This is a genomic window from Rhodococcus wratislaviensis, assembly GCF_041228765.1.
In the GTDB taxonomy this organism is placed as follows: domain Bacteria; phylum Actinomycetota; class Actinomycetes; order Mycobacteriales; family Mycobacteriaceae; genus Rhodococcus_F; species Rhodococcus_F wratislaviensis.
Genome location: NZ_CP150488.1, coordinates 2796277 through 2813636, shown reverse-complemented (window position 1 = coordinate 2813636; position 17360 = coordinate 2796277). Strand labels below are relative to the sequence as shown.

Here is a 17360-nt window from a genome sequence, read left to right as displayed (position 1 = left end):
GGCACTACCGTATCCGCCGACGAGACGATCACAACCAGCCGGCCGCTTCGGTCGCCCAGTACGTCAGCACGACGTCCGCACCGGCGCGGCGGATACTGGTGAGCGATTCGAGGATCGCGGCGTCCCGGTCGATCCAGCCGTTCTGCGCGGCGGCCGTGATCATCGAGTACTCACCCGAGATCTGATACGCCGCAACGGGGACCGGCGAGCGGTCCGCCGTCTCGCGCAGAACGTCCAGGTAGGACATCGCCGGCTTCACCATCACCATGTCGGCGCCCTCGTCGATGTCGAGGTCCACCTCACGCAGCGACTCCCGGCGATTGGCCGAATCCTGTTGGTACGTGCGGCGATCACCCTGCAGTGACGAACCCACGGCCTCACGGAACGGGCCGTAGAACGCCGACGCATATTTCGCCGAGTACGCGAGCTGACCGACGTCGGTGTACCCCGCGTCGTCGAGGGACTTGCGGATGGCGGCGACCTGGCCGTCCATCATTCCGCTCGGACCGAGCAGATGCGCGCCGGCCTCGGCCTGCGCGACCGCCATGTCGACGTACCGCTGCAGCGTGAGGTCGTTGTCCACCGCACCGTTCGCGTCGAGAACGCCACAGTGACCGTGGTCGGTGAACTCGTCCAGGCAGGTGTCCGCCATGATCACCGTTGCATCGCCGACTTCGTCTGCGAGCCAGCGCAATCCGCGGTTCAGGATGCCGTCCGGATCGGACGCGCCGGATCCCTCGGCGTCCTTGTCGTCGGGACGGGGCACCCCGAAGAGCATGAGTCCGCCGAGTCCCGCCTCGACCGCTTCCGTCGCCGCCCGCCGCAGCGAGTCGGGAGTGTGCTGGAAGACGCCGGGCATCGACGAGATCTCACGAGGCTCGTCGATACCGTCCGCGACGAACATCGGCAACACGAGATGCCGTGGCTCGAGCGAAGTCTCGGCGACCAGACGACGCAGGGCTGGTGTCCGGCGAAGCCGTCGCGGTCGGTGGGTCGGGAACAAGGACATGCCCTCCTTCGTCGGGCCTGTGAGTGGTTGAGGAGTGCCTGGACTCCTCAACCACTCACAGGCGCGTAGCGCCTATCGCCGAGCGCGGGACTTCTTGCGCGGCGGGGGCAGTGCGCCCTCGGCACGCAGGCGCGCGGCGTGCTCGGCCAGAGCCTCCACCAGCGGGCCGACCTGAGCGGTCTCCGGCTGCACGTCCACGCGCAGGCCGAACTCGATGGCCGTCTCGGCGGTCTTCGGACCGATGCAGGCAACGAGGGTGCGCGCGTGCGGCTTTCCGGCGATGCCGACGAGGTTGCGGACCGTCGAGGACGAGGTGAAGCAGACGGCGTCGAACCCACCGGTCTTGATCATCTCGCGGGTCTCGGCCGGCGGCGGCGCAGCCCGGACGGTGCGGTACGCGGTGACGTCGTCGATTTCCCAGCCACGTTCGCGCAGGCCCTCGGCCAGCGTCTCGGTGGCGATGTCGGCGCGGGGCAGCAGAACCCGGTTGACCGGGTCGAACACGTCGTCGTAGGGGGCGAACTCGGCCAGCAGGCCTTCGCTCGACTGCTCGCCGGAGGGCACGAGTTCGGGGTTGATTCCGAACGAGCGCACCTTCGCGGCCGTGGCCTCACCGATGCAGGCGATCTTGACGCCGGAGAACGCGCGGGCGTCGAGCCCGAACTCCTCGAACTTCTCCCACACCGCACGCACCGCGTTGGTGGACGTGAAGACCACCCACTGGTAGCGACCGTCGACGAGGCCCTTCACGGACCGTTCCATCTGCGCCGGGCTGCGGGGCGGCTCGACGGCGATGGTGGGTACCTCGATCGGGATGGCGCCGTGCGTGACGAGGCGGTCGCTCATTTCGCCTGCCTGATCCTTGGTGCGCGGCACCAGGACCTTCCAGCCGTACAGTGCGCGCGACTCCCACCAGGACATCTTGTTGCGCTGGGCGACGACCTTGCCGACCGTCACGACCAGCGAACCGACCAGTTCGGAACCGGCCTCGTTCAGCGTCGCGAGGGTGGCCTCGACGGTGCGCTGCTGCCGGGTGGTGCCGCGGACCGTGATGGCCGCCGGGGTCTGCGGAGCCAGGCCGTGCTCGACGAGGGCGCTCGCCGTCTCGGCGAGATGACCCGACGTGGCGTGCAGGACCAGTGGTCCGGGCGCGGCGGCCAGGGCCGCCCAGTCGACCTCGCCGCGGACGTCGGCCTCGGTGTGTCCCGACCCCAGTGCCATACCGGCGTAGGAGGGGACGGCGGACGCGGACGGCAGGCCCGGCAGGACCTCGAACTGCACCTGGGTGCGGGCGACGGCGGTGACCTCGGCGATCACCGAGTCGGTGGTCAGCGGGTCGCCGGACACCAGACGCACCACGTCGTGGCCGTTCTTCGCCTCGTGGACGAGGGTCTTCGCGACCTCCGCCGGCTCACCCAGCGCGGGACGGACCTCGGCGAGCGGCTCACCGGTCTCGGCGTCGACGCCCAGGTCGGTGCCCACCAGGACGGTGACGCCCTTGTCGACGTCGGGGTCGGTGAAGGCGAGGGTCGCTGCGGCAAGGACGTCCCGTGCGTGCACGGTGAGCAGTGCCGGATCGCCCGGTCCGGATCCCACGAACAGGATTCGTCCGGGGGTGTTCTTACGGACTCGGCTCATCGGTAATTCTCCAGTGCGATCATGTGTCGAGATGGGTACAGGGAGCGGATCGGCCGATCAGTCGGCCTTCGCACATCAAACATCGGCATCACCGGCCTCGGTGACATTCATCAGCTCCCGCGCACCGAGCTCGAGAAGCTCCCGCGCGACGGAGCGGCCGAGTTCTTCGGCGTTCTCCGGGGAGCCCACGGCTCCCGTGCGAATGACGTCGGAACCGTCGATGGCTGCGGCGCAGCCCCGGACGGACAGTTCGTCGAAGATGCGGCCGTCGTCGTCGAGTGATTCGACGACCTCGGCGATCGCGCCGACGGGCGCGGTGCAGCCGGCCTCGAGCTCGGCGAGCAGTGCGCGTTCCGCGGTGACGGCGGCGCGGCTGTTCGGGTCGTCGAGCTCCGACAGGATCGCGACGAGTGCCGTGTTCGCCGACAGGCATTCGACGGCGAGCGCGCCCTGCGCGGGTGCGGGCAGCATCTGGACCGGCTCGATGGACTCGGTGATCAGGTCCAGTCGTCCGATCCGCGCGAGGCCCGCCCGGGCCAGGACGACGGCGTCGAGTTCGCCGGATTCGACCTTGCCGAGGCGCCGCTGCAGGTTGCCGCGCAGCGGCCGGATGTCGAGGCCGAGGCCCAGCGCCCGCAGCTGTGACGTGCGCCGCGGTGCGGACGTGCCGACCTTCGAACCGGCGGGCAGTTCACCGAGGACCAGTCCGTCGCGGGCCACGAGCGCGTCGCGGGGATCCTCGCGCGGCGGGATGGCGGCGATGGTGAACCGCTCGTCGGGGGCGGTCGGCAGGTCCTTGTAGGAGTGGACGGCCACGTCGACGCGGCCGTCGGCGAGCGCTTCCCGGAGTTCGGCGGTGAAGACGCCGACCCCGATCTTCTCCACCGACTCCATGGACTGGTCGCCCTTGGTCTTGATGATGACGAGCTCGGCGTCGTGCCCGGCCGAGATCAGTGCGTCGCGCACGGTGCCGGCCTGGGTGGTCGCGAGCTCGCTCCCACGGGTTCCGATCCGCAGCGTACGGGTGCCGACGGCGCTCATGCCTGCGATTCCTTCCCATGGTTGTCGTCTGTGACGAAGCGGCGCAGGCGCGGGTCCTGGCCGGCGATGAAGCCGTCCGTGATGTCGATGGCGCTCAGGTCGGTGGCGCCGCCGAGGTCGGTGGGCTTCGCGACGGCCTCGACGGATCCGGGGCTGAGTTCGAACAGTTCCCGCAGGGCGGCGGCGTAGGAATCGCCACCGGGTGCGGAGGCGAGCTGCTTCACCCGGACGGTGGGCGCGTGGAGGAGCTTGTCGACCACCCGCCGCACGGTGCGTGCGACCTCGTCGCGCTCGGGGTCGTCGAGTCCGGGCAGACGCGAATCCAGTCGCATCAGCTCCGCCTCGACCACGTCCGCGGCGCGCTGGCGCAGGGCTGTGACGGTCGGCGTGACCTCCGCCAGCCGCTGGCCGGCGAGGTAGTTGGCGAGTTCGGCGGCGACGATGGTCCGGGCGGCGTCGGCGTCGGACGCGGCGGCGCCTGCGGCGGGATCGCGCTGCAGCGACTCCATGTCGAGGACGGTGACCCCGGGCAGACCCGACACGGCGGGCTCCACGTCGCGGGGCAGACCGAGGTCGCAGATGACGAGGGGGCGTTCGGCGTCGCGGCCGGGCTGTGCCAGCGCGCGGTGGGTGTCCGCGAGCGTGACGACGGCGCCGACCGCGCCGGTACAGGTCACGAGGACGTCCGCCTGGGCCATCGCGGCCGGGAGTTCGCCCAGTTCGAGGGCCTCCGCCTCGACACCGTTGGATCGGGCCGTGTCGGCGAGGTGCTCCGCACGCTCCTTGGTGCGGTTCACCACGACGATGCGGCCGATCCCGGCACGCGTCAGGTGCGCGACCGACAGACCGCCCATGGAACCGGCGCCGACCACGACGGCGGTGCGTCCGGTCAGTCCGCCGTCGCCCACGATGCCGGCGGCGCGGTCGAGGGCCACGGACACGACGGACGCGCCCGCCGAGTCGATACCGGTCTCCGAGTGCACTCGCTTGCCGACGCGCAGCGCCTGCTGGGCGAGCTCGTGCAGCGTGCGGCCCGCGGCCTGCTGTGCGTCGGACGACGCGTAGGCGGTCCTGATCTGCCCGAGGATCTGCTGCTCGCCGATCACCATCGAGTCGAGTCCGCTGGCCACGGCGAACAGGTGCTCCGCCGCAGCCTCGCTGTAGCGCACGTACGCGTGCCGGTGCAGATCGGTGAGATCCAGCCCGGAATGGTCGGCGAGCAATTCGCCGACCTCGGCCAGCGCACCGTGGAATGCATCGACGACGGCGTAGATCTCCACCCGGTTGCAGGTGGAGACGATCATCGCCTCCGAGATGTGCGACGACGCCAGAAGCTTGTCCGTCAGCTTCGGGCGATCGGTGTCGGTGACAGCCACCCGCTCGAGAACCGGCACCGGGGCCGTCCTGTGCGAGACCCCGACAAGCAGAACACTCACGGCGCGATCACTGATCCGTTTCTTGGTGCGGTGGACGGGACAGCCGAATGTCCGATGCGGACGCGGGGAGCGGTGGGGACCGATTCCGTGTTGCGTGCGCTGTTGAACGAGAGGACCTGCATTTCGACCGCGAGATCGACGCGGCGCATCTCGACGTGGTCGGGGACGTCGAGCGAAGTAGGCGAGAAGCTGAGGATGCAGCGCAGTCCGGCGCGCACGAGCCGGTCGGCGACTTCCTGCGCCGCCTCGTCGGGCGTCGAGATGACACCGATCGTCGCCTCGAGCTCGCCGCAGGCCTGTTCGAGTTCGTCGACGTGCCGCACGGTGAGGTCGCCCACCGGCGCACCGACCCGCGCCGGATCGCTGTCGAACAGTCCGACCATGGAGAACCCGCGACGGCCGAAGCCGCCGTAGCCGGCGAGCGCCTGGCCGAGGTTTCCGACGCCGACGAGCACCACCTTGTGTCCCCGGTCCAGGCCGAGCGCCCGCTCGATGCGGGCCCGCAGGCGCGTCACGTCGTAGCCGACGCCGCGCACGCCGTTCGGCCCCAGGAAGGAAAGGTCCTTGCGGAGCTTGGCGGAGCCGACACCGGAAGCGGCGGCGAGTTCCTCGCTCGAGACGATGATCGTGCCGCGTTCCGTCAGCACTCCGAGGACCCGCAGGTACGTCGCGAGGCGCGTCACCGTAGCCTGGGGGATGTCCCGCGATTCGGGGATCGGAGCCGCGCCGGCGACCGAGGGGGCCGGAGACCCGACCACTGACTGCCCGACCGCCCCCGTGACGCCAGGGGCCACAGACCCATGCGTCTGGTGCGTTTCGGTCACGTCGTTGGCTCCTCGTCCGACCGGCATTCGATGCCGTTCTTCACGATGCTCCGGGGAATTGTTCACACCACGGTAACTGCTTGTGAACCCATGCACAAAGTCGCTGCGACTGCGCGACATGCGGTCCTACCTGCACGGCATCGGAAGATCCCACTTTTAGGGTTCCCTTACTTGCGTAAATCCGAGCGAAGGCGCTCTTCGTCGACCTCCCAGTAACTGTGCTCACGTCCGTCGAGCAATACCACCGGCAATCGGTCGCCGAATTCGGCCCGCAATTCGGGGTCCGTGGCCGCCGCCTCGTCCACGTCTATGCACGTCAGTTCCAGCCCGAACTCCTCGCACAGAACCAGCAGCCGGTCGCGGGCCGGCGCGCACGCACCGCACCCCGCCCTCGTGAGAAGCGTCACCTCGTGTCCGCTCGTGCTCATGCCTCGCCACTTCCTTTCGACGCCTCCGGTGGAGTCACTGTGCCGTTTCGGGGTCCGCAGACGCCAATCGGCTCGGAGATGAACGTCACACAGTTCCCCCAGCGCGGCCATCCACCCGCCCCGTCCCCGATTCGGGAGATAGGCTGCTCCCAGAGGCTTCTGCGATACGGGAGGTGCGAGTGCCTGCGCGATCACTACCGAACGGCACGGGTTTCGGTTCAGGTCTGGCGGGGATCATCCTCCCGGGCCGACGCCAGTTCAGGAATCCGCTGGGACCCAGCGAAGCCGAGGTACGTGCCAACGTCGCAGGTGAGGCGAGTGCCGATGCGGCCCTCGCACTCCACGTCGCGGCCGGCGAAGAAACCGAACTGGTGGAACACGATGTTCCCCTCGACCTCACGGCGGCCGCGTTCTTCGACGTCGACAACACGATGGTCCAGGGCGCCTCGATCATCCACTTCGCCCGCGGACTCGCCGCCCGCAAGTATCTGAAGACGTCCGACCTCGTCGACTTCGCGTGGAAGCAGATCAAGTTCCGCGTCACCGGCAAGGAGAGCAGCGACGACGTCGCCTCCGGCCGGGAGAAGGCCCTCTCGTTCGTCTCCGGACGGTCGACGGCCGAGCTCGCCCGGCTCGGTGAGGAGATCTACGACGAGGTCATCGCCGACAAGATCTGGCCCGGCACCCGCGCGCTGGCGCAGATGCATCTGGACGCCGGACAGCAGGTATGGCTCGTCACCGCGACGCCGGTGGAGCTGGCCCAGGTCATCGCGAAGCGCCTCGGCCTCACCGGCGCCCTCGGCACGGTGGCCGAGAGCGAGGACGGGATGTTCACGGGACGCCTGGTGGGCGACATCCTGCACGGCCTCGGCAAGGCGCACGCCGTGCGCGCCCTCGCCGTCCGCGAGGGACTCAACCTCAAGCGCTGCACCGCGTACTCGGACAGCCACAACGACGTGCCGATGCTGTCGCTGGTCGGCACCGCGGTCGCGATCAACCCCGACACCGATCTGCGCGAGCTGGCCAAGAACCGGGGCTGGGAGATCCGCGACTTCCGGACCGGACGCAAGGCCGCCAAGATCGGCGTCCCCACGGCGCTGCTCCTCGGCGCTGCCGGCGGCGCACTCGCCGCAATCGTCGCGCGGCGCCGCGAGCAGGCGGCCTGAACCGCTGCGCCGCGGCGCAGCGGTTCAGCCCAGGAACACGTTCCGGCGCTTGGCGAGGAGCCGGTACAGCGTCTGCTGGATGGTCTCCCGGACGTGGTCGGTGACCTCGAACAGTTCCATCGGGTCGTCGGCCGCCGCAGCGTCGTAGGTGTCGGTGACGATCGGCTTGCCGAACTCGATGTACCACTTCGACGGCAGCGGGACGAGGCCGAGCGGTCCGAAGTGCGGGAACAGCGGGGTCACCGGGAAGTACGGCATGCCCAGCAGCCGGGCGAGCGTCCCGAGTTCGCCGATCTTCGGGTAGATCTCCTCGGACCCGACGATCGAGCACGGAATGATGGGCGCACCGGTCCGCATGGCGGCGGACACGAAGCCGCCGCGGCCGAACCGCTGCAGCTTGTAGCGCTCGCTGAACGGTTTGCCGATGCCCTTGAAACCTTCGGGGAACACGGCCGCGACCTCCCCGTCCTGCAGGAGGCGCACCGCGTCCGGGTGGCACGCGAGGGTGTGCCCGGCCTTGCGGGCGACACCGCCGACCAGCGGCATCTCGAACGCCAGATCGGCGGCCAGCATCCGCAACGGGCGATGCGCGGGGTGATGATCGTGGACGGCGACGGACGTCATCAGACCGTCGATGGGCAGGACACCGGCATGGTTGGCGACCACCAGCGCGCCACCGGTCGACGGGATGTTCTCCAGACCGCTGACCTCGACGCGGAACCACTTGTCGAACAGCGGCCGCAGGATGGGGAGCCACACGTTCTCGGCGAAGTGCGGGTCGTAGCCGAAGTCGTCGACGTGATAGTCGCCCGACAGCCTGCGGCGCACGAACTCGGCTGTGTTGACGATCTGTTCGGCCAGGGCGTTGCGGACGGCGTCGACGGCCGAGGACTCGGTGACGGGCTCGGGTGGGGTGATCACGGCGGGTGGAGGCATCGCGGACGGATGTCGGCTCTCGCTCTGCTCACGCCTCGAACGTCCGATAGCGGCCCCGCGCGCGGCTGTCGCACCGTGCAACGGAATGACCTTCGCCACTTCGTTCACCTCTCCCCTTTCGCCGTGCCGGTAAGAGCGAGTAGTGCGTTTTCTGCTGCGTCGACCCATTCGTTCTTGATGATCGCCTTGACGCCTGCCGCGCGAGCGAAGTCGTCGAGCGCCTGCATCGAGGTCCACCGTGGCTCGAAGGATAGTTCGCTTCGCATGCGGGTGGTGTCGAGTCCGCAACCGAAGTGGAAGTACTCGAGTTGCTCGGTGGTGTACGACCTCATCACCGGACCCATCAGCGCACGTCCGAGGTTGCGGAACAATCCGAACGGCATCGGGACCTCGATCCGCCCGGCGCGGCGGATGGCCTGGGACATCATGACCACGCCGTCGCCGGCGACGTTGAACGTGCCCGCCGGACCCGACACCGTGGCCCGTTCCAGTGCGGCGAGCGCGTCTTCCTCGTGCAGCACCTGCAGGCGTGCGTCGCGTCCGAGGATGGTCGGCACCACGGGTGAGGTGAGGTACTGCGCGACGGTCGCGTTGAGACGGGGCCCGACCAGCGGTGCGAGGCGGAGAATCGACACACCGATGTCGGGGCGCCTGCGCCCCATTCCGCGCAGATAACCCTCGATCTCGATGCAGTCCCGTGCGTAGGCGCCCGCGGGACGCCGCCGGGCGCTCATCTCCTCGGTGAACTTGGCCGGGTCCTTGGCGCTGCAGCCGTACACCACGGAGGCCGAGCGCAGTACGACCTTCCGGACCGTCGGCGCCTTCTGGCAAACGGCGAACAACTGCATCGCGCCGATGACGTTCATGTCCTTCATGGCCGCGCGACTGCCCGACTTCGGCGGGCGCGCCAGCGTCGAGGCGTGCACGACCGTGTCGACCTCGGCGTTGCGAATAACCTTGCCGATCAGGGGATTCCGGATATCGGCGCGCACGAACTCGGCGCGGCCCATGCGCCGCAACATGTCCTTGCTCGGTGACACCGCGTCCACCGCGATGACCCGCTCGATGTCCGGATTCTGAGCGAGCCGGGTGACCAGGTACCCACCCAGAAACCTGCTTGCCCCAGTGACCAGTACGACGCGCGGCACCGCCGTCCGCGTAGTACTGTCTCCGTCACTCACAACCACTAGAACCCCCGATCACGTAGCGAGTGACGTCAACGATACGTGCAGGAGGGGGATGGCGCTCCGCACAACGACAATTGGTCGGTCGCCCACTATGCGGAGGGTGCCGGCGAAACGACGGATGCCCGCCACCGGAAGGTGACGGGCATCCAGACGCAACTCTTTACTTACCGAGTTTCCTGCGCTGCACTCGGGTGCGTCGAAGCAGCTTGCGGTGCTTCTTCTTCGACATGCGCTTGCGTCGCTTCTTGATCACTGAACCCATAGCGGGTGTCCCTCACGTTCTTCTCTAGCGTTCGTGCGCACGCCTGTCACGTACGCCTGCGCCACTCTGGCGCCTGGGCCTCGTTTTAACTAGCTCAGCGCCTTACGACACCAGCTGGCTGGTACGACAGTCGCTAATCGTACCGGTGCGGGTCCGCTCCCGGAAAACTAGGTCGCACCGCTCCCGGCGAAACCGAAGTGACCCTCTTCGTGCCGATCGGTCAACCGGCGTCGAAGTACGAGGTTTCGAGGTAGTCGTGCACTGCTTTCGCATGCACTCTGAACGAGCGGCCCACACGGACGGCGGGCAGTTCGCCGCTGTGCACCAACCGATACACAGTCATCTTGGACACTCTCATCAGCGTCGCTACCTCGGCGACGGTGAGAAATTGCGTTCCGGCCAGTGCCGGTTGTCCGTCCGGGGCCGAGCCCTTGGACGGCTTTTTTGCAGACGTCATCAACCACTTACCTCCGGCACGTCTCGCGCCGCCGGCTTCCCCTCCGGCGGAACAGACACGCACGTGCTACTTCGAGCTTAGCGGGACGGATGGGGTTACTGCGACGGGTGTGGGCAATCGAATATTCATTCGGTCGTCGTGCCGAGTTCGGCGGATCGAATTTTCGCAGCTTCGAGGGCATCGAAAAATGCTGTTCGGAGCCCGTTTCCCTCCAGCCGGCGGATCGCTGCGGCGGTGGTTCCGCCGGGCGAAGTCACAGCGGCACGAAGTTCGGTTGCGCTCTCCCCTGACCTGTCGAGCATGGCTGCGGAGCCGACCATGGTCTGCACGACCAGTTCGGAGGCGGTCGCCCGGGTCAATCCGAGCCCGACGCCCGCGTCGATCATGGCCTCGGCAACCAGGAAGAAATAGGCCGGACCGGAGCCGGAGACGGCGGTGACGGCGTCGATCTGCGATTCGGGGACGACGACGACCTTGCCGACCGACGACAGGACGCCGCGCACCAGTTCGAGGTGCTCCTTCTTCACGTGCCTGCCGGGTGCGAGCACGCTGACGCCCTCACCGACCAGCATGGGCGTGTTGGGCATGACCCGCACCACCGGGAACCCGGCAGGCAGTCTCGTCTCGTAGAAGGCGGTGGGGATACCGGCAGCGAGCGACACGAGCAACTGCTCGCGCTCACCGTCGAGTTCCACCTTGGACACCTCGGTGAGCGCAGCCTCGACGTCGCCGGGCTTGACGGCCATCACGATGACGTCGGCACCTTCGGCGGCGTCGGAGGGGGTGGTGACCCGCACCGAATACGCCGCGGCCAGCTCGTCGGCGCGCGCCGGATGCTGCTCGGCCACCACCAGATCCTTGACGGCGTGACCTGCCTGCAGAAGCCCCGAGATGAGGGCCTCGCCGATCTTGCCGCCTCCGATTACCGCAATTCTCGTCATGCCGAACAGCCTGCCACGACGCTCTGCGGCGCCTTCCTAGCGGGGGATCATCGCCAACTGCCGGCTCTGCACGACGATCGCCCCGGTCGAGTCGAGAACGGTGTGGTCCTCCTCGAACCACGCACCGCCGAGCACGGTGCTGCTGGCCATCACGCGCAGCCAGCCCGGCGCCGGCTGCCTGCGCAGGTACGTGGTCAGCTGCACCGTGGGGGCCCAGCCGAACATGCCGCGGTTCATCGTCACGGGGGCGCTGATGTCTCCGGTCATGATCGCGAACAGGGCGGCCGTGTCGGGATCGTCCTCGTCGCCTGCACGCGGTCGCACCCACATGCGCACCTCCGGTTCACCCTGGTTGCCGGTCAGGAAGTGCGCCGACGTCCCGTCCACCCGCATGTCGCAGCCCTGCGACACGTGGACGATCTGCCCCATCGGATGGTCGGCCGTGAGCACGACGGCGTCGGCGGGCGGTTCCGCCGGAAGCTGGGACAGGGCGTGGTCTCCGCTGTACTGCGGTTCCCCCACGTCCGGGACGCCGAGCGTGACCGACGCGTGCACGGCGACGCGGTCGCCCTGCTTCAGCTCCACGTCGACGAACGACACCTGCTTGCCCTGCTTGCAGACCGTCGTCGACAGCGTCACCTCGCCGGGGTCGGGAGCGGACAGATAGTTGGCACCGACCGCGAGGGGCTGCACCCGGGACAGATCGGCGTCGCCGGTCTCGTCGAGCAGTCGCCTGCGGGCCGCGGCCGCGCAGAGCGACATCATCGAACCGCCGTGCACCTTGGGGCCGATCGTCCAGATCGGGTCGATCGACGCCTGGTAGGCCCCGTCACCGGCAGCGGTGAGGACGTTGAGGTCGCGGAAGGGAGTTGAGCTCACTGCTGTTCCTGTTCTTCGGGGTTCCGGAGGCGCTTCTGCGCGACGTCCTGGTGCGCGAGCCGGCGCATCGCGGCGATCACCGGCTCGTAGATGGCCGTGCCGAGCACCGCGTAGCGGATCGCGTCCTCGGCCGATTCGGTGGGCATGAGTCCGATGTCGATCTCGGCGATCCCGCGCACGTGCCGCCCGTAGGCCTCGAGCCGCTCCTCGGTCATCGGGATGCCGGCTTCTTCGAGCCCCTCGAGTGCACGTTCGAGCTGGCCGACCGCGACGTACCGCGGGTCGTACACCTGCCCGAGCCTGTCGAGGACGGCACGTGCCCGCGGGAACTCGTCCACCTCGTCGGCGGACGCGTCGAGGTAGGGCGGGAGTTGCGCGATGGCCTCGCCGAGCACCTCGAACAGCGAGCCGTCAGGGTTGTCCACGAGCCGGAGGATCTCCCGGATGCGCGGAATCGGGAGTCCGGCTCCGGCCAGCGCCTTGACGAGGCCCAGTCGCTCGACGTGCTTCTCGCCGTACCGTGCCTGGGTAGCGCTCGTCGCCTCGCCGGGCATCAGCAGACCTTCGCGCAGGTAGTACTTCACCGTCGCGAGCGGAACGCCGGTACGGGCGACCAACTCGGAAACGCGCACGGCCCCTCCTTCGGCTCGTCGACCCTCGACTTCGGATACCCAGAACTAGATACTGAAACTATCCAATGTGGCGACGAGCTTACCGCAGCAGGCCCGCGGCAGAAATCTCAGGTGTCGTCGTGATCGCCACCGGAGTGGCTGCGCGGCGACCCCGAGGCAGCGCGGCCCGGTTCGAGGTGCTCACGGGCGAAGGCCAGCGCCTGCGCGAGCATCGAGGACCGTTCCCGCTGCGTCCGGGCGTTCTGCGTGTTGATCTCGATCACCGCCTGCCCGTCGAATCCGGTGTCGACGAGATGACGGCACAACTGCGCGCAGGGCTGGGCGCCGTGGCCGGGGATCAGGTGCTCGTCCATCGACGCGCCCCGGCCGTCGGCGAGATGGAGATGAGCGAGGCCCTCCCCCATCCGCTCCGCCAGCTTCATCGCATCCATGCCGGCCGTGGCCGTGTGCGACAGATCCAGGGTGTAGTGGGCGTGGCCCGAATCGGTGGGGTCGTAGGACGGGCTGAACGCCGACAGGGCCGCCCCCGGTCCACCCCGTCTCCGGAGCCGCTGGGCCGACCTCTCCTTGCTGCCGAAGAAACCGTCCGCCCGCATGGGGAACATGTTCTCCACCGCGACGATCACGTCACTGCGCTGTTCCAGGTCGGCCACCTGATCGGCGAAACCCTCCGCGTACCGGCGCTGCCAGCGGAACGGGGGGTGCACCACGACACTCGTCGCCCCGAGCGACTCGGCGGTGCGGACGGAACGCTCCAGCTTCGCGACCGGGTCGGCGCCCCACACCCGCTGCGAGATGAGCAGGCACGGCGCGTGGATCGCCTGCACCGGTATCGCGTACCTGCGCACCAGCCCGGCCACCGCCCCGATGTCCTGGCTGACCGATTCGGCCCACACCATCAGTTCGACGCCGTCGTATCCCAGATCGGCTGCGTACCGGAACGCCGCTTCCGTGTTCTCCGGGTACACCGAGGCCGTCGACAGGCCCACCAGTACCTTCCGCCCGCGCGGTGACCGTCGAACCTGCCCGTGCCCGCTGTCCCCGACCATGAGCAACTCAGCCCGACGCAAGCATGAAGGCTAACGGCCCCAGAGTGACGATCATCCCGACCACGACAGCGATCACGAAGCTGGTGATGTCGTCGGTGCGACGCAGGATGCGGACCATCGCGACCAGCCCCACGATGACGAGCAGCGCCAGAATCAGCGCGACCCACGGAAAGACGTCCCACAACTTCTCGAAACCCTTGAAGAGCAGGGCCCCGGCGATCACGGCTACGACACCCTGACCGATGAGGACGGCCCACTCCCGGGTGGAGTTCTCTCCTGCCTCGTCCTTCTTGCCCGCCCTCTCCGCTTTCGCGGCCTCGGCCTTCTCGGCCTTCGCCTCCTTGCGGGAGCGGCGAGGACTCTCGGGCTTGTCGCCCTCGTGCTTCTCCGTGTCCGCATCGTCGGTGGCGGCCTCGATGAGTTCCGTCTCCTCGCCCGCGTTCGCCGTGTCCGAGTCCCGGGACTGCCGCATCAGGTCGCCGGCCAGCGTCGAGCCGGACAGCAGTGCAGGTTCCGGCTTCGCCTTGGCGGGAGCCTCGGGCTTCGGCGTCTTCACGAACTTCGACGCGCCGTTCGACGGTGCAGCGCTACCCGCCTTGGCGGGGGTTCCGGTTTTCGCCGTCGCCTCGGGCTTCGCGGGTGCTTCGGCCTTCGTCGCCGGTTCGGCCCCGGCCGCCGGAGTGCCGGCCTTCACCGCCGGCTTCACGCGGGGAGCGGCGACGGTCGGGGCGGGCTCCGGCTTCTTCACGACCGGGGCGGCCACGGTGGGCGCCGGCGCGGGGGCCTCGGGTGCCGGCCGTTCTTTCTGGACGGATCGACTCACCCAGGTTCCCTGGTGTTCACGCGACGTCCCGCCCGACACCACTCCGCGCCCGCGGCCGCCGGGGCGACTGGCGATGGGCTCGTCGTCATCGTCTTCGTCGTCGTCGACCGGAGCCTTGAACGCTGCCGTGCGCTCGTCCGCGCGCACGGACGGCGCCGCCGGCGCGGGCGCGCGCGGCGGCTCGGGAGCGGCAGGTTCCGGTTCAGGGTCGGGTTCGAGTGCCCGCGAATCGGACGGATCCCGGACCACCGGGATTTCGCCGGTCAGCTCGGCAACGGAGATTCCCCCCTTGACGCCGCGACGACGCCGCCCGCCCCGGGACTCCACCTGCTGCCCGTTGCGTTTGAGCAGTTCTGACACAGAGATCTGCTGACTGTCCTCGGTCATCGAGCACCCACCATCAATTCACCGCCCATTTCCGTATCGAGCTTGCGGAGGATCAAACCCTCACGCAGAGCCCAGGGGCAGATTTCCAGTTCCTCCACGCCCAGTGCTCTCATGCTGGCCTCCGCAACGAGTGCTCCGGCCACGATCTGCTGCGACCTGTCGGAGCTCACCCCTTCCAATTCTGCACGGTCCGAGGCCGTCATCCGCGAAATGAAAGCTATGAGTTGCCTGAGACCGCTGGCGGTGAGGGTGCGCTTTACCCGCGGGCCCGCGCCGGACGGCGCCGCGCCCGTCAGCCTGGCCAGCGAGCGGAACGTCTTGGACGTGCCGACGGCCCGATCCCACTGCCCCGCCGCGCGCAGTTCCTTCGACGGGACGGTCAGTTCGGCGTCCAGCCAATCCCTCAGCACCGCCACACGACGCTTGCCCGGCGGGTCGGCCTCGAGCCAGTCCCGGGTGAGCCGTCCCGCGCCGAGTTGCAGCGACAGCGCGACGTCCGGGTCCTCGTCGCCACCCGTCGTCAGCTCGAGGGATCCGCCTCCGATGTCGAGGTTCAGGATGCGGCCCGCGCTCCACCCGAACCAGCGGCGCACGGCGAGGAACGTCAGCCGGGCCTCGTCGACACCCGACAGAACCTCGAGCGTCACCCCGGTCTCGGCGTGTACCCGCTCGAGCACGGCGTCCGAATTGTTGGCGTCGCGCACGGCGGACGTGGCGAAGGCCATGAGCTCACCGCACCCCGACGTCTTCGCGATGCTGGCGAAGTCTGCCACCGTCGAGACCAGGCGATCCGCACCCTGGGAGGTGATGTCACCCCGGTCGTCGGTGTTCTCTGCCAACCGCAGAGTCGACTTGGTCGAACTCATCGGTGTGGGGTGGCCGCCCCTGTGGGCGTCCACTACGAGAAGATGGACGGTGTTGCTTCCGACGTCGAGTACCCCTAGTCGCACATTGACACGGTACTGGGTCTACCGTCGGGCTTTGTGACAGCACGTAAAGCAGGGCGTTCACACAAGATGACACCCAGCCCCGAAGTACCCCTCGACTTCGCTCGCGAATGGGTCGAATTTCCCGATCCCGACAACACCGAGCACATCATCGCCGCGGACATGACGTGGCTGCTCTCCCACTGGACCTGCGTGTTCGGGACCCCCGCCTGCCAGGGCATCATCGGCGACCGACCGGACGACGGCTGCTGCTCCCACGGCGCGTTCCTGTCCGACGAGGAGGACCTGGAGAAGCTGAACAAGTCAGTGAAGCTGCTCACACCCGAGGACTGGCAGTTCATGGAGAAGGGTCTCGGCAAGAAGGGCTACGTCGAGGAGGACGACCTCGAGGACGAGCCCGCGCTGCGCACCCGCCGCTATCACGGCGCCTGCATCTTCCTGAACCGCCCCGGCTTCGAGGGCGGCGTCGGCTGCGCGCTCCACTCGATGGCCCTCAAGCGCGGGATCGAGCCTCTCGAGGTCAAGCCCGACGTGTGCTGGCAGCTCCCGATCCGCCGCACCCAGGAGTGGGTCGAGCGTCCGGACGGCGAGCAGATCCTCAAGACCACCATCAGCGAGTACGACCGTCGCGGCTGGGGTGAGGGCGGCTCGGACCTCGACTGGTACTGCTCCGGCTCCCCCGACGCCCACGTCGGCGCCAAGGCCGTCTGGCAGTCGTACGCACCCGAGCTGACGGAACTGCTCGGCAAGGCGGCGTACTCGGAGTTGGCGAAGATGTGCAAGCGCAGGGCCGGCCTCGGCCTCGTCGCCGTCCACCCCGCCACCGCGGCCGCCCAGCGGAAGGCCGCCGAGTAACGCATCAGACCCATCGGTCGATTTACCCGTCACGGCCCCATTCCGGGCACAGCCATGACGGGAGAGACAATGTTCGCTCGAATTCTGACCGGTGCCCTGTTGACCGCCGCCGCGACGCTCGCCCTCGCGCCGACCGCGTCCGCCCAGCCGACCCCGGACTGGAACACCTTCTACGACAAGACCGCGAACTTCGTCGCACCGTTCGATCCGGGAGCCTTCGGCGACAAGGGTGACCGGGCGCTGGTGCTGAGCCCGTACGGAACCAGCCGGGTCATCGAGTGCAAGGGCGACGGACACTACGTCGCGGTCTACTGCAGGCAGTTCGACGACCAGGGTCGCGAGCATGCCATCACGCAGATCATCTCGGCGCCGCTCCGCGGCGTGTACGTGTACAACCCGTTCTGACAAGCTCCCACCAATTCGTCAGCCGCACAGTCAATTTCCTGTGCGGCTGACGAATTCG

General features: G+C 68.6%; 19 protein-coding genes. 3 read left to right on the top strand and 16 right to left on the bottom strand.

What is annotated here, in order from left to right; genetic code table 11:
- Positions 1-28: 28 nt before the first annotated feature.
- From hemB to WKC72_RS12690, 6 genes are all read right to left on the bottom strand, one after another.
- Positions 29-1003 (bottom strand): porphobilinogen synthase, encoded by a 975-nt coding sequence (hemB, locus tag WKC72_RS12715; RefSeq protein WP_370184353.1) that lies wholly within the window; start codon positions 1001-1003, stop codon positions 29-31.
- A 78-nt stretch (positions 1004-1081) separates the two neighbouring features.
- The gene (locus tag WKC72_RS12710; RefSeq protein WP_005566479.1) at positions 1082-2647 is read right to left on the bottom strand and encodes a bifunctional uroporphyrinogen-III C-methyltransferase/uroporphyrinogen-III synthase; all 1566 of its coding nucleotides are present in this window, start codon (positions 2645-2647) and stop codon (positions 1082-1084) included.
- A 75-nt stretch (positions 2648-2722) separates the two neighbouring features.
- Positions 2723-3688, bottom strand: coding sequence for a hydroxymethylbilane synthase (hemC, locus tag WKC72_RS12705; protein WP_007300748.1), 966 nt, complete (start codon positions 3686-3688; stop codon positions 2723-2725).
- Positions 3685-5124 (bottom strand): glutamyl-tRNA reductase, encoded by a 1440-nt coding sequence (locus WKC72_RS12700; RefSeq protein ID WP_037233350.1) that lies wholly within the window; start codon positions 5122-5124, stop codon positions 3685-3687. The genes hemC and WKC72_RS12700 overlap by 4 nt, the downstream gene beginning before the upstream one ends.
- Positions 5121-5975 (bottom strand): redox-sensing transcriptional repressor Rex, encoded by an 855-nt coding sequence (locus WKC72_RS12695; protein ID WP_370182804.1) that lies wholly within the window; start codon positions 5973-5975, stop codon positions 5121-5123. The genes WKC72_RS12700 and WKC72_RS12695 overlap by 4 nt, the downstream gene beginning before the upstream one ends.
- A gap of 140 nt (positions 5976-6115) precedes the next feature.
- A complete protein-coding gene (locus tag WKC72_RS12690; RefSeq protein ID WP_037233346.1) occupies positions 6116-6376 on the bottom strand; it encodes a glutaredoxin family protein in 261 nt (86 codons plus the stop codon).
- A gap of 179 nt (positions 6377-6555) precedes the next feature.
- Here WKC72_RS12690 and WKC72_RS12685 point away from each other — a divergent pair, with 179 nt between their 5' ends.
- A complete protein-coding gene (locus WKC72_RS12685) occupies positions 6556-7542 on the top strand; it encodes an HAD family phosphatase (RefSeq protein ID WP_037233343.1) in 987 nt (328 codons plus the stop codon).
- A gap of 24 nt (positions 7543-7566) precedes the next feature.
- Here WKC72_RS12685 and WKC72_RS12680 read toward each other — a convergent pair whose 3' ends face one another.
- From WKC72_RS12680 to WKC72_RS12635, 10 genes are all read right to left on the bottom strand, one after another.
- Positions 7567-8586, bottom strand: coding sequence for a lysophospholipid acyltransferase family protein (locus WKC72_RS12680; RefSeq protein ID WP_005251979.1), 1020 nt, complete (start codon positions 8584-8586; stop codon positions 7567-7569).
- Entirely contained in the window at positions 8583-9626 is a 1044-nt protein-coding gene (locus tag WKC72_RS12675; protein WP_037233342.1) for an NAD-dependent epimerase/dehydratase family protein, read from the bottom strand. The genes WKC72_RS12680 and WKC72_RS12675 overlap by 4 nt, the downstream gene beginning before the upstream one ends.
- Positions 9627-9825: 199 nt before the next feature.
- A complete protein-coding gene (locus WKC72_RS12670) occupies positions 9826-9927 on the bottom strand; it encodes a 30S ribosomal protein bS22 (protein ID WP_003402602.1) in 102 nt (33 codons plus the stop codon).
- Between the two features lie 220 nt (positions 9928-10147).
- Positions 10148-10384, bottom strand: coding sequence for a helix-turn-helix domain-containing protein (locus WKC72_RS12665; RefSeq protein WP_005258384.1), 237 nt, complete (start codon positions 10382-10384; stop codon positions 10148-10150).
- 125 nt (positions 10385-10509) lie between these two features.
- Positions 10510-11325 (bottom strand): pyrroline-5-carboxylate reductase, encoded by an 816-nt coding sequence (gene proC / locus WKC72_RS12660; protein ID WP_112301767.1) that lies wholly within the window; start codon positions 11323-11325, stop codon positions 10510-10512.
- Positions 11326-11361: 36 nt separating this feature from the next.
- Positions 11362-12204 (bottom strand): thioesterase family protein, encoded by an 843-nt coding sequence (locus tag WKC72_RS12655; protein WP_370182800.1) that lies wholly within the window; start codon positions 12202-12204, stop codon positions 11362-11364.
- Positions 12201-12836, bottom strand: coding sequence for a MerR family transcriptional regulator (locus tag WKC72_RS12650; protein WP_037233332.1), 636 nt, complete (start codon positions 12834-12836; stop codon positions 12201-12203). Before WKC72_RS12650 ends, WKC72_RS12655 begins: the two co-directional genes overlap by 4 nt.
- Before the next feature lie 107 nt (positions 12837-12943).
- Positions 12944-13885, bottom strand: coding sequence for a sugar phosphate isomerase/epimerase (locus WKC72_RS12645; RefSeq protein ID WP_052033243.1), 942 nt, complete (start codon positions 13883-13885; stop codon positions 12944-12946).
- A gap of 7 nt (positions 13886-13892) precedes the next feature.
- A complete protein-coding gene (locus WKC72_RS12640; RefSeq protein WP_370182799.1) occupies positions 13893-15095 on the bottom strand; it encodes a hypothetical protein in 1203 nt (400 codons plus the stop codon).
- Positions 15092-16045 (bottom strand): Ppx/GppA phosphatase family protein, encoded by a 954-nt coding sequence (locus WKC72_RS12635; RefSeq protein WP_009474743.1) that lies wholly within the window; start codon positions 16043-16045, stop codon positions 15092-15094. The genes WKC72_RS12640 and WKC72_RS12635 overlap by 4 nt, the downstream gene beginning before the upstream one ends.
- Before the next feature lie 66 nt (positions 16046-16111).
- Between WKC72_RS12635 and WKC72_RS12630 the strand changes: the two genes are divergently transcribed.
- Together WKC72_RS12630 and WKC72_RS12625 are read left to right on the top strand one after the other, a co-directional pair.
- Positions 16112-16897, top strand: coding sequence for a hypothetical protein (locus tag WKC72_RS12630; RefSeq protein ID WP_112301764.1), 786 nt, complete (start codon positions 16112-16114; stop codon positions 16895-16897).
- 69 nt (positions 16898-16966) lie between these two features.
- A complete protein-coding gene (locus WKC72_RS12625) occupies positions 16967-17302 on the top strand; it encodes a hypothetical protein (protein WP_370182798.1) in 336 nt (111 codons plus the stop codon).
- Positions 17303-17360: the final 58 nt, after the last annotated feature.